General features: G+C 61.4%; 8 protein-coding genes, 1 tRNA gene and 1 pseudogene. 5 read left to right on the top strand and 5 right to left on the bottom strand.

Features of this window, described 5'->3' with window-relative positions; all coding sequences use genetic code 11:
- The first annotated feature begins 548 nt into the window (after positions 1 to 548).
- A complete protein-coding gene (locus G486_RS0120235) occupies positions 549 to 2,210 on the top strand; it encodes a hypothetical protein (RefSeq protein WP_027017171.1) in 1,662 nt (553 codons plus the stop codon).
- A 21-nt stretch (positions 2,211 to 2,231) separates the two neighbouring features.
- Positions 2,232 to 2,432 carry a hypothetical protein gene (locus G486_RS22960; protein ID WP_034388645.1) on the top strand — a complete coding sequence of 67 codons (201 nt, stop codon included), beginning with the start codon at positions 2,232 to 2,234 and terminating at the stop codon, positions 2,430 to 2,432.
- 168 nt (positions 2,433 to 2,600) lie between these two features.
- Here the strand turns inward: G486_RS22960 and G486_RS0120225 are convergent.
- Positions 2,601 to 2,677, bottom strand: a tRNA-Val gene (locus G486_RS0120225).
- A 183-nt stretch (positions 2,678 to 2,860) separates the two neighbouring features.
- Between G486_RS0120225 and G486_RS0120220 the strand changes: the two genes are divergently transcribed.
- Positions 2,861 to 3,775 (top strand): Dyp-type peroxidase, encoded by a 915-nt coding sequence (locus tag G486_RS0120220; RefSeq protein ID WP_027017170.1) that lies wholly within the window; start codon positions 2,861 to 2,863, stop codon positions 3,773 to 3,775.
- Between the two features lie 162 nt (positions 3,776 to 3,937).
- Here G486_RS0120220 and G486_RS0120215 read toward each other — a convergent pair whose 3' ends face one another.
- From G486_RS0120215 to G486_RS0120200, 3 genes are all read right to left on the bottom strand, one after another.
- Complete coding sequence (locus tag G486_RS0120215) at positions 3,938 to 5,590, bottom strand: fatty acid--CoA ligase (protein ID WP_034388620.1); 1,653 nt, start codon at positions 5,588 to 5,590, stop codon at positions 3,938 to 3,940.
- 425 nt (positions 5,591 to 6,015) lie between these two features.
- Positions 6,016 to 8,217 (bottom strand): RelA/SpoT family protein, encoded by a 2,202-nt coding sequence (locus G486_RS0120205; protein ID WP_027017168.1) that lies wholly within the window; start codon positions 8,215 to 8,217, stop codon positions 6,016 to 6,018.
- On the bottom strand, positions 8,214 to 9,113 hold the full coding sequence (locus G486_RS0120200; protein ID WP_034388618.1) for an alpha/beta fold hydrolase: 900 nt from the start codon (positions 9,111 to 9,113) through the stop codon (positions 8,214 to 8,216). The genes G486_RS0120205 and G486_RS0120200 overlap by 4 nt, the downstream gene beginning before the upstream one ends.
- 213 nt (positions 9,114 to 9,326) lie before the next feature.
- On the opposite strand from G486_RS0120200, the gene G486_RS0120195 reads away from it, so the two are divergent.
- Positions 9,327 to 10,121: a 3-hydroxybutyrate dehydrogenase gene (locus tag G486_RS0120195; RefSeq protein ID WP_027017166.1), complete on the top strand. Its 795-nt coding sequence runs from the start codon at positions 9,327 to 9,329 to the stop codon at positions 10,119 to 10,121.
- A 129-nt stretch (positions 10,122 to 10,250) separates the two neighbouring features.
- Here G486_RS0120195 and cls read toward each other — a convergent pair whose 3' ends face one another.
- Positions 10,251 to 11,690: a cardiolipin synthase gene (gene cls, locus G486_RS0120190; RefSeq protein WP_027017165.1), complete on the bottom strand. Its 1,440-nt coding sequence runs from the start codon at positions 11,688 to 11,690 to the stop codon at positions 10,251 to 10,253.
- Here cls and G486_RS24190 point away from each other — a divergent pair.
- Positions 11,691 to 11,765: pseudogene (locus tag G486_RS24190) on the top strand.
- Positions 11,766 to 12,086 lie beyond the last annotated feature (321 nt).

Raw genomic sequence — 12,086 nt, 5'->3', positions numbered from 1 at the left:
CTGCCTGCCTGCCTGCCTGCCTGCCAATCAGCGTTCAACAATTAATGCATTGAAAAGCAAAAAACTCATGGAAAACCCTTGTTAAAACAAAAATCAACTCAAGTGTTTTCACCAATACACCTCAAATCGTTGAACAATCAAACTCAATAAAAATAATTTGACATTTGCTTTGTTCGTTTCATAACGCTTCGTATATGAACCAGGAGGAGACATGCCGATAGCTCACGCAGCCCTGACCAGCCCCCTTCAGCCAAGGCACCTGCCTCTGGCCCCCCCTCAGAGCGTATTCACAGCAAGCCGTGCTTCACATTGAGCAAGGCTCTCTTGCGTCATTGCCGATCCATCAGACGAATCGACCAGCCAACAAGCCACAACCAGGCACCCAGGCCGGATGACCCGAGGACAGCCTCGTCTGTCGCAAGCCAGAAAAGGAGAAGCCCGGGCGCAGCCACGCCCATGCCTCATTGCCGGCCCGCCTCGCCGGTTGACTGTCACGCCATATTCAGGCCGCTGCAATGCACGACACGGCCGAAGAAAGAACCCATTCCATGCAGCTTTTCCCGCTCACTCCCTCTCGCCCCACCTTGATCTGCCTGGCCTCGGCCGCCATGCTTGCTGCTTGCGGCGGCAGCGATGGTCCCTCTGCCCCCAAGCCTGGTCCCGAAACTCCATCTGTCGCCTGCTCCTGGGACCGCAATGTCCAGCTTGCCTACGAAGAGCGGCGCCTGGAGACTCCCTTGCCATTCAGCGGCGCCAATGTCACGACCAACGACCAGACGCCCCTGGCCGAGCGCATCGTCAAGGACACGGGCTTCGATGGTTTCGAGCCTGCGTTTGCCGCCCGTCTTTGTGCAACCGATGGCAAGACAGCCATTGCGGATTTCGAAAGCGCCATCGAGGTCGTCAAGGAGGAAGGCCAGGCACTGTGGCGCGCCGCTGTCGACCGCGTTCAGGGGCGGCGCGCCTCACCTGCAGACAGTGTTTTGCCCGCCAGCGACGACCGCATGCTGTACTGGACGCGGGTCTACATGAGCAAGGCCCTGCGCCAGTGGGCACCTTCGTTTGCATTGAGCAAGGCTCAGCGCGAAAAGCTGCACTGGGAGTTCGAACGTGCATCGCGCGGGCAGTACGACATCGACTTGCGCGCAGGCCAGGCCGCCGACGGCTCCAAATACCGCCGCATGATCGTCAGCGGGTTTGATGTCTTCACACTCGGAAAGCCTGGAACACCGAATACCGGACTGCGCAATGGCAACCCCTCGGGGGCAACCGCCTTGGAGATGGATGGCAGAGAGATCAAGCTCGCCGACGGCAGCACACTGCGCGTGGAAGCCTATGTTCTGCCCGTGAGCTACGACCCGTTCAACCTGGGCATGCAGGAGGACACCCTGGGCCCCTGGTTCCAGCCCGGACCACAGCGCGTGGATGCATCCATCACCATGAGCCAGGGCGGCGCAAACCAGTTCTGGCTCGAAGAGTACAACGGCCGCTACCATGGCCCCAGCGCCGGCAATGACGGCATCATCTACTGCCCTGCGGGCGACGCAACACGCCTCCCCGGCTATGTACTGCCACTAGGCACGGTCACGGCCCCGGACACAGATCCGATCTCCATACCCGGCTCGGGCTGCAATACCAATCCGCCCAAGCGCTGGCTGGGCTACGATAGCGCCGCCTCATGGATCAAGGATTTCCCGCCACAGTTCTCCAAGGCCTCGCTGCCGGTGGCGGCCATGATCACGGCCGATACGCGCCGCGGCATTACCCGCCCACCGGGAGTCACCAGCCAGGGAACGGAAGGCTTCGATGTGACCTGGCACACCAACTACGGCTATTTCGCGGACTGCAATGTGAACGTCACAACCAGTGTGGCCTCCAACAATGTGATGAACTCGCTGCCCGATCTCTCCCTGGTCAGTGAGCCCGACCCCGGCTGGTGCTCAAGCGCAGGCGGCGGTGGCAATTACCTCTCCAACGAGAGTGCTTACCGCAACACCGTGCTGCGCGATGTCTTCCGGCTGGACATTCCTGCAGGCCACATCCATGTTCCCGTGATGAACAACTACTTTGGCGGCACACCCACCACGGCTGGCGGCACGCGCAACGACAATGCCATCACCGATGCACGCTACGAGGCCTATCGCACGGCCATCGTGACCCAGACCAAGGCCTTGCTGATCGAGGCCGGCAATTCCCTGACCTATCGTTGACCTCAACGCAAAGGAGTGACCATGAAACGCATCACCACCATCTGCGCCCTCTTCCTGGGCCTCACTGCCGGATTCGCAAGCGCGCAACCCAGCATCTACTACCAGTGGAAGAACAGCAGCACCGGCGCCACCATGTGCGAGCCTGAATCGCCCGGACCGCAGTGGAGCAAGACAGGCGGGCCGTTTTCCGACGCCAATTGCTCCATCAAGATGCCTGAATAAAACCTGCCGCCACTCTTGGTGGCCCCTCCAGGCTGCGCCCCCTCTGCGCGGCAGCCTGGAGGGGCCAGCCCAAAGTTGGCACTCAGCATGCAGGATGCTGCTAAAAAACAAAATGCCCGCTGATTCAGCGGGCATTTTGCACAAGCTCTGGTTTTGCTTGCCTGTATTTGGTAGGCGCGATTGGACTCGAACCAACGACCCCCACCATGTCAAGGTGGTGCTCTAACCAGCTGAGCTACGCGCCTGTCGTTTTACCGAAAAAGCGATTCTAGCAGCCCTTTTGGGAGTGTTTTGGGAAGTCCCGATATTTTTCAGTATCCGCTCCTGTAAAAGCGTCCACGGCCTTGCATGGGCCAGAGCAGGACTCGGAAATCCCAGATACGGCGACAATGTTTGCAACCCTTAACAACAAACCTCACACGCTTCACATGGATTTGTCTCAAGCCGGAATTCTGGGTCCCCTGCCTGCAGTGGGTCGTTATGTGTTCTTTCGCATTGCTGGCGATGCTCTGGCATTGAAGCAGAGCTTGCTGAGCCTGCAGGCCCGGGTCGACGGCCAGCAGGTGGTCGCAGGCCTTGGCTCCCAATTGCTTGAAGCACTTGGCAAACAAATACCCGGCCTGCACGAATTTCCCGCGTTCAAGGCCACAGGTGAAGCCGCTGCCCCGAGCACGCCCTCGGCCCTTTGCCTGTGGCTGCGCGGCGCAGAACGTGGTGATCTTCTCGTGCTCACGCGTGAGCTGGCCGACGCGCTCGCGCCGGGCCTGGTTCTTGAGCAGATCGTCGACGGCTTTCGTCATGGACGCGGGCCGAACGGTTTTGGACGAGACCTTACCGGCTACGAAGACGGAACGGAAAACCCCGTAGAACAGGACGCATATGCTGCGGCGATTGCTTCGGGCCAAGGCCCGGGTCTGGATGGCAGCAGCTACTGGGCCCTACAGCAATGGGAGCACGACTTCACCGCCTTCCATGCCATGTCGGCGCTGGCACGCGACCACGCCATAGGCAGGCAGCTCAGCGACAACGAAGAGCTTGAAGACGCACCGGAAACAGCCCATGTCAAGCGCACGGCTCAGGAAGACTTCAAGCCCGAAGCCTTTCTCATGCGCCGCTCCATGCCCTGGTGGAGCCCCAGTCCTGAGGGCAGTGATCGCTGCGGCCTGATGTTTTCGGCCTTTGGCTGCAGCTTCTACGCCTTCGAAGCGCAGATGCGGCGCATGCTGGGCCTGGACGACGGCTTGGTCGATGCCCTGTTCGACTTTTCACGGGCGCTGACGGGCAGCTATTTCTGGTGCCCGCCCATGCATGAAGGCCGCCTGGATCTGAGCCTGCTCGACTGAAAGCCGGAGCTCTCTCGGGCAGCTGTGCACCGAACACAGCCCCGGGTTCGTTGAATCACCAGGCGCACGGGACTGCAGTCAAAGTAGGACTCCAACCTCAGCCATGGCTGCTGCTATGGCGAGGATGGACGGGTTCAGCGCATTCGAGCTGTAAAAACACGCTTACGCCACCGCAGGCGTGTTTTCACGCAGCAGCTTTTTGTTGATCTTGCCCACGCTGGTCTTGGGGATTTCGTCCACCAGACAGATGCGCTCTAGCTCGGGCACCGCATAGGCGCTGAGCTTCTTGGCTTGGACATGGGCCAGCAGCTGTTCGCGCACGAACTCCGCCTTGACCTCGGGGGCCGCAACCACGAAGGCCATGGGGCGCTCACCCCATTTGGCATCGGGCACACCAATCACGGCGGCCTCCTGGACACCATCGATCCGGGTAATCAGCCCTTCGACTTCGATAGATGAGACCCACTCTCCACCCGTCTTGATCACATCCTTCAGCCGGTCCACGATCTGCACCACGCCATTGGCATGCATGACGGCTATGTCCTGGGTGTGCAGGTAGCCGCCGCGCCAGAGCTCTTCCGAAGCCTCGGGCTTTTTGAAGTACAGCGGCGTCAGCGAAGGCGAGCGCAACACGATCTCGCCACGGCTCACGCCGTCACGCGGAACGTCACGCATGTCTTCATCGACGACTCGGAAATCCACCATCAGCGAAGGACGACCCGTAGAGCTGCGCAGGCTCAGATCCTCCTGGGCATTGCGAGGGCCGCCTTCGACTGGCGTGAGTGCCAGCGAGACCACGGGGCCGGTTTCCGACATGCCGTAGCCCGCAAACACGTCCATGCCCTTGGCCAGGGCCGCCGCGCACAGACCGGGAGGCAGAGCCGAGCCGCCGATGATGACTTTCCAGCCGCTCAAGTCCTGCCCACTCTTGTCGGCTCCGGCAAGCAGCATTTGCAGGATGGTTGGCACGCAATGCGAGAAAGTGACCTTTTCTGTTTCTCGCAGCTTGAGCAGCACATCGGGCAGATAGCGGCCCGGCAGCACGGTGCGCAGACCCAGCGTGATGGCGATATAGGGGAGGCCCCAGCCCATGACGTGGAACATGGGCGTGATCGGCATGTAGACGTCGGCACAGCTCAAGCGTTGCTCGCCGCCGGGCGAGCACAGGCTCATGGCTGAAGCCATGGTGTGGAGCACGATATTGCGATGGCTGTAGCACACGCCCTTCGGATCACCCGTGGTGCCTGTGGTGTAGAAGGTCACCGCCTTAGTGTTCTCATCGAGCTCAGGAAATGCATACTCCTTGCTCGCGGCAGCCACCAGGGCCTCATATTCGCCAGCCACTTCAAGGCTGGTGGCAGGCAGCATGCCATCGTCGGACAGCACCACGATATGGCGTATGCGTGGCAGTTGGCTACGGATCTCCTCGATCACGGGCAGGAAGTCGGTGTGCACCAGCAGTACATCGGTATCTGCATCCTTGAGCGTATAGAGGATTTGCGCGGGCGACAGGCGCACGTTGACCGTGAACAGGGTAGCTCCCATCATGGGCACGCCAAAGTAGGATTCCAGATAGCGGTGGCTGTCCCAGTCCATGACGGCCACGGTGCTGCCCAGCCCTACATCCAGCCGTGTCAAGGCATTCGCGAGCTGGGCTATGCGCTGCTGAAAGTCGCTGTACGTATAGCGCAGCTCGCCACGATAGGTAATTTCCTGCTCCCTGTGCAGGCTCATGGACGTCAGCAAAAGCTGTTTGATGAGCAAGGGGTAGGTGTAAGCCGAAGGTGTGGGCTGCAGCAAATGGTTATTCGACATAATGTTGTCTCGCATTGATTGGAAGAGGAATAGGTTGCCGGGCACATCCATGGCCTGCCTGCATCGATGCACGCCCTCAGGGCAGCGAATACGCATGCCCGACGAAACCCTGCGACACAGATGCGCCGCACAGGCCCGGGACAAAACGGATCAGGCGCATGGTTCACAGGGCCGGTGACAAACGCCGACCCGCATGCAAGCGATTGCTGGCCGTATGCACTCCCTGGTGCCAAGCCAGCATAAATCATGCCCTAACAATTCATAGGAATTTACATTTACACCCACAATTTCAAGGCATGGCCCTGATCTGGGGCAAGTCCATGGTCTGCAATTGCACCAGCGCAGAAGACTTGGCACGAGCACTGCCAAAGATCTTTGGCCAGATGTCCAAGATGCCTGAAGCCGGGGCCGGGCACCCTGGTCCATCAACGCCGGCGCGCCGAACGCACGCCGGCCACGCCGGCCACAATGGCCAGCACCTTGTTGAGCCGCCCAGAGTCCGAGACCTCGACCGTGAAGGTCATCCAGGCCGTGCCCTTGACGGACTGGGTCTGCACGCCGATCACATTGGTTTTTTCACGCGCAAAGACCTCGGAGATATCGCGCAGCAGACCCTGACGGTCAGCAGCCTCCACAGCCACATCCACGGGATAGACAGCTGATGCTGCAGCCGAGGCCTTGGGCTGACCCCAGGCCACATCGATCACACGCTCGACACTGCGTGCGGCGAGCTCATGGAAGTTGGAGCAGTCGGCGCGGTGCACGCTCACCCCTTTGCCCCGCGTCACAAAGCCGCGAATCTCGTCAGGTGGTGCGGGCTTGCAGCACTTGGCCAGCTGGGTCATCAAGGAGTCCACGCCCACAACCAGCACCCCGCCCTTGGGCGAGTCGGTACCCCGCGCCTTGCGCACGGGAGAGAACTCCTCGTCCTCCTCCTGCTCATCCGAGGGCCGCAGCACGGCCTCGATATTGCGCAACGAATACTCATCCTTGCCGACCACCTCGAACAAGGCATCGGCCGATTTAAAGCCCAGCTGCACGGCAAGCTCATCGAGCTTGAGCGCCGTCTTGCCTTCGCGCTGCAGCAGCTTTTCCACGGACTCCCGCCCTCGGGCCACGGTCTCGTGTGTGGCCTGGGCATTGAACCAGGCACGCACCTTGGCCTTGGCCCGGTTGCTGGTCAGGTAGCCTAGCTCGGGATTGAGCCAGTCGCGCGAAGGCCGCCCCTCCTTGACCGTGGATATCTCCACGGTCTGGCCGTTTTCCAGCGGCGTGTTCAAAGGCACCATGACCCCGTCCACACGCGCTCCACGGCAGCGGTGCCCCAGACTGGTATGCACCGAATAGGCGAAGTCCACGGGCGTTGCGCCCTGAGGCAGCTCGATCACCGCCGCATCCGGCGTGAGCACATAGATCCGGTCCTCGAACAGACCGCGATGATTGGCCCCCGCAAGATCGCTCCCCCAGGCCAGCAACTGACGCAGCACGGCAATCTTGGAGTCGTACTCGCTGCTAGCGGTCACGCCCGCATAGCCCTTGGCTCCGGCTTCCTTGTACGCCCAATGCGCAGCCACGCCATGCTCGGCATGTTCGTGCATGGCCTGGGTGCGGATCTGGATTTCGGTCGCCCGCCCGGCCTCGTCACGCACGACCGTGTGCAGCGACTGGTAGCCATTGGGCTTGGGCTTGGCAATGTAGTCGTCGAACTCGGCCTCTATGGGCGTGAACTGCTCATGCACCCAGGACAAGGCGGCATAGCAATCCTTGACTGTGGGCACGATGACGCGCATGGCGCGAATGTCGAACAGCTGGTCGAAGTTCAGCGACTTGCCACGCATCTTCTTGACGATGCTGTAGATGTGCTTGGGCCGGCCCTGGACTGTGGCACTGATGCTGTGCGAGCGCAGATCCGACTCCAGCCGCGAGCGCATCTGCTCCATGTGCAGCTCTCGCTCGGCCCGCTTCTCATCCAGCAGCAAGGCCACTTCACGGTAGATCTCAGGCTCCAGAAATCGTAGCGACAGGTCTTCCAGCTCCCACTTGATCTGCCATATGCCAAGCCGGTTTGCGAGGGGAGCGAACACGGTCAGCGCCTCGCGCGCAAGACTGGGCGAAACCGGTCGCTTGCTGGCCGCATAAAATCGCAGAGTCTGCAGGCGCGAGGCCAGGCGTAGCAGCACCACGCGCAGATCGCGCGAAAAGCCCAGCAGCATCTTGCGTACGTTCTCGGTCTGCGTGGCCTCGTCATCCACATGCTGCCCGCCATGCTCAGCCCCCCATGCCTGTTGCTGCACGCGCATGAGTTTGGTGGTCTCAACGGCCAAGGTGGCGAAGTTCTCGCCGAACAGCTTGCCAATCACCTCCTGGGGACGGTTCAGGTGCAGGCTGGCATGCACCAGATAGACTGCGGCCTGCATGGTTTCCGAGCCACCGATCGACTGCAAAATGGCTGCCACGGCATCGGCATGCTCAAGCGTGTTCTCGCCGCTGTCCATGGTCTCACAGGCGATCAGCGGCTCTGCAAATGCCCTCGCACGCTCCAGCGCATTGAGCTGTCCGGGCAAAGGCTGGGCCGTCGCCGCAATCAGATGCGGCAGCCCAGGGGTCACACTGCTGGCAGGCTTCATGCTGTAGCCCTCCCCGTTTGTTCGGCAAGACTCAAGGTGCTTGGCAAACACTCATCTCCCCATAAAAATTTTCGCAGCAAGGCCACCTGCCCTGCAGCAACAAACGTGGGGGCATGCCCCACGCCTTCGAACTCCACGCAATGGGCCTTGGGCCCTTGCTCACCCATGGCCTTGGCCGTGGCAGCCGAGAGCAGATCGGATTGCGCACCACGGACAAGCAAAACACGTGCCTTGATCTGCGCATACAACTGCCACAGCAAGGCCTCACCGGCCTGGGCCTGCTCCTGTGTCATCTGCGCCATGGGCTCGGCAATGGCCGGGTCGTAATGCAGCTGCACGCCGCCATCGCCAGCAGGACGCAGCATGGGAGCCGTCAACGCCGACCACTGCCGCTGGTCATGTGGGCCAAACCCCTGGGAAATCAAGTACAGCTCTGCCGCGGCCTGCTCGGCGTCAGGGAAGTGAAGGTTCTTGCCCAGGTAGCCCTGGATGCGCTGCAGGGCAGACCACTCGATCGCAGGCCCCACATCATTGAGCACCAGCCGACTGATGGGCCTGGGCAACGGCAGACCCGGCTGACCTGCAAGCGCCATGCCGACAAGCCCCCCCATGCTGGTGCCAATCCAGTCCAATCTGGTGATCTCGCCCTGGGCATGCACCAGGGTGAGCAAGGCCAGCATGTCGGCCGCATAAACCGGCAACTGGTAGGCCGACGGATCCTGCAGCCAGTCGCTCTCGCCGCGCCCGATCACATCAGGGCAGATCACGCGCGCACTGCGGCTGAGATCCTGGGCCAGGACATCAAAATCACGTCCCTGGCGCGAAAGCCCGTGGACGCAGACGATGACATGGGGATGGGCAGGATCGCCGGTGTTGTTCCACTCCCAGCAGGCCATCCTGTGGCCTGGGGCCGACTCCGATACAGGGCCAGCTTGAGCGAAGGCAGCCCCGCGCCCCTGCTCTTCATTGCCCAGCGTCCATGCTGGTGGACGCGCCGCAGCCCCCGGACAGGATACGTAAAAAAGCCTAGGTTGATTCATGCAAACACACTCGATGAGCCGGCACCGATAATGGCGGCCATCGCATCGTAATTCATTCGGAGAAGCTTTATGTTGAAAGGCAAGACTGCCCTTGTCACCGGATCAACCAGCGGCATTGGCCTGGGCATCGCCAAATCCCTGGCACGCCAGGGGGCGAATGTGGTTCTCAATGGTTTTGGCGATGTGGATGGCCCACGAGCCGAGGTTCTGGCTGCAGGCCAAGCTGCGGGAGCTCAGGTAGCCTACCATGGCGCCGACATGAGCCGCGCCGCAGATATCGAGGACATGATCCAGTACAGCGCGCGCTATTTCGGCCAGGTCGACATCCTGGTCAACAACGCCGGCATCCAGCATGTGGCACGCGTCGAGGACTTCCCCCCTGAGCGCTGGGACGCCATCATCGCCATCAACCTCTCCAGCGCCTTTCACACCACCCGCCTGGTACTGCCCATGATGCAGGCTGCCGATGCAGGCAAAGGCTGGGGTCGCATCATCAACGTGGCCTCGGTCCATGGTCTTGTGGGATCCGCCCAGAAATCGGCCTATGTGGCGGCCAAGCACGGCATCATCGGCCTGACCAAGGTCACGGCCCTGGAAAACGCCACTTCGGGCATTACCTGCAACGCCATCTGCCCGGGCTGGGTGCTCACGCCGCTGGTACAAAAACAGGTAGACGCCAAGGCCGCCGAACATGGCCTGACCAACGAGGAAGCCACCAAGCTGCTGCTCGGAGAAAAAGAGCCCTCCCTGCAATTCACCACACCCGAGGAGCTGGGCGAGCTGGCGGTATTTTTTTGCTCCCCGGCCGGCGCCAATGTGCGCGGCGTGGCCTGGAACATGGACGGCGGCTGGGCAGCCCAGTAAGCGCGCCAGGGGCTGCTGCCGCATCGCCAATGCGCGCAGCCTGCGGCCCCGGGCCGCGCGTGACAGGACAGCCCGCAGCCAGGCCAGCCACGTGCACCAAAGGTCACGGCAAGCACACACCCTGCCGGGTCAGAGCAATGGCGAGCACAGCCTGGCTGCCGAGTCGAACAACCTCTGGGCAAAGCCTTGCCGGCGCTTGTAATGGACACGCTGGGCCTGCTGCAGATCGGTTTCGAACTGGGCGGCGAGATCGCGGTTGAGCACGGGGCCGTAGGCGATCACGCAGACCTCGTAGTTGAGGAAAAAGCTGCGGTAGTCGAAATTGGGCGTGCCGATGATCGCCATGCCATCGTCCACGACCAGGGTCTTGGAGTGCAGCATGCGCGCCTTGTATTCATAGACGCGCACGCCGCAGCGTATGAGCTCGTCAAAATAAGAGCGCGCCGCAGCCGTGACCAGGGCCGAATCGGACTTGTAGGGCACCAAAAGCTGTACGTCCACACCGCGCAAAGCCGCATTCGTGAGCGCGGCCAGGGCCGCCTCGGTGGGCACGAAATAAGGGGTAGTCAGCCAGACGCGCTGCTCGGCCGCGTTGATGGCGGCCAGATGGGCCCGGTAAATCGCCTGCAGCCCGTTGTCCGGACCTGAGGTGATGACCTGCATGGGCAGGTGGCCGTCGCCGACCTCGGGCAGCAAAAGCTCCAGGTCTTCGGGAGGGCTTTGCGGCAGCTTGTCCAGCGCATAGGCCCAGTCTTCGAGGAAGACGATCTGCAGCCAGTTGACAACCGCACCTTCAAGCCTCAGATGCACGTCGTGGTAGGCATCGGGCATGACGTTCACGTTCTCTTCGTCGGTGACGTTGACCCCTCCCGTAAAGCCGACCAGGCCATCGCAGATGAGGATCTTGCGGTGAGTACGGAAGTTGATCACGGGCCGCAGGCGTCGGCCCACGCGCGCATCATGGAACAGGGCCACTTCAGCGCCCGCCTCGAGAAGGGGCTTCAAGAAGCGCTTGCCCAGGCGCTTGGAGCCCAGCGCATCGACGAGCAGCCGTACCTCGACCCCGGTTCTGGCCTTCTCCACCAGCAGATCGCGCAGTGCCGTGCCCGTGCTGTCGGGCTCGAAGATGTAGTACTCGAGGTGCACATGGTGGCGCGCGGCGCGCACGGCCGTGCTGATGGCCTCATAGGTGGCCGCACCGCCAACCAGCAGTTGCAGATCCGTAGCCGTGCTCACCGGGAAATCGCTGGTGGCGTTGATCAGCCTGGCGACCTGATGCAGGCGCTCCGCATCCGCCGGCATGCGTTCGCGCATGCGCTGCACGCTGGCGCGCACACGCGCACTCTTGCGGGCCCGCAGGTGCTTGATGCGCTGGCGCTTGAAGCGCTGGGGACCGAAAAAATAGTAAATAGCCAGCCCGCCCACAGGGATGGCAGCCATGGACAGCAGCCAGCTCAGCGTGGCCACCGGCGCACTGCGCTGCAGCAAAATCCATACGCCCACGATGACGACATACAGCGTCCAGACAATGGACAGCAGCCACAAGGCGTTCTCATTGGTCAGGTTCAAGCCGGGCAATTGCACTAAATACCTCAAAATCACCCGCCGCAAGGCGTGCCGGTTCGATTCCGGCCCCGGGCACCACTTAAAAATCCCTAGTATTTACAAACAACATCTAGCGTGATTTTTAGTCTTTCCCTAGCACTAGGGGATTTTCCAAGTTTGTGAGCCAGGTACTGTTTCGGTACAGTGGCGAAGCGCCGAGTGTACTGCCGGAGCTTTAAGACGCATGGCTACTATCGCTAACACCCTCTCTGGCGTCAAGTCCCGGCTGGTTATAAACCAGAAGTGGTCCCACTTGTTTGAACAATTCAACCCAGTTGCTAAGCGAGATCCTCGGGGTTATGCCGGCTGCATTTGTGCAAACGGCAAAGCTGCAAAGTACGCCTCATCAGGGGTCGCTCG

Source organism: Comamonas composti DSM 21721, from assembly GCF_000429845.1.
GTDB classification, from domain to species: Bacteria; Pseudomonadota; Gammaproteobacteria; order Burkholderiales; family Burkholderiaceae_C; genus Comamonas; species Comamonas composti.
This window is presented reverse-complemented; position numbering and strand designations above follow the sequence as displayed.

Coding starts and splice junctions, on each gene's coding strand:
- G486_RS0120235 (WP_027017171.1), top strand. CDS start 549: ATGCAGCTTTTCCCGCTCACTCCCTCTCGCCCCACCTTGATCTGCCTG.
- G486_RS22960 (WP_034388645.1), top strand. CDS start 2,232: ATGAAACGCATCACCACCATCTGCGCCCTCTTCCTGGGCCTCACTGCC.
- G486_RS0120220 (WP_027017170.1), top strand. CDS start 2,861: ATGGATTTGTCTCAAGCCGGAATTCTGGGTCCCCTGCCTGCAGTGGGT.
- G486_RS0120215 (WP_034388620.1), bottom strand. CDS start 5,590: ATGTCGAATAACCATTTGCTGCAGCCCACACCTTCGGCTTACACCTAC.
- G486_RS0120205 (WP_027017168.1), bottom strand. CDS start 8,217: ATGAAGCCTGCCAGCAGTGTGACCCCTGGGCTGCCGCATCTGATTGCG.
- G486_RS0120200 (WP_034388618.1), bottom strand. CDS start 9,113: ATGGCCTGCTGGGAGTGGAACAACACCGGCGATCCTGCCCATCCCCAT.
- G486_RS0120195 (WP_027017166.1), top strand. CDS start 9,327: ATGTTGAAAGGCAAGACTGCCCTTGTCACCGGATCAACCAGCGGCATT.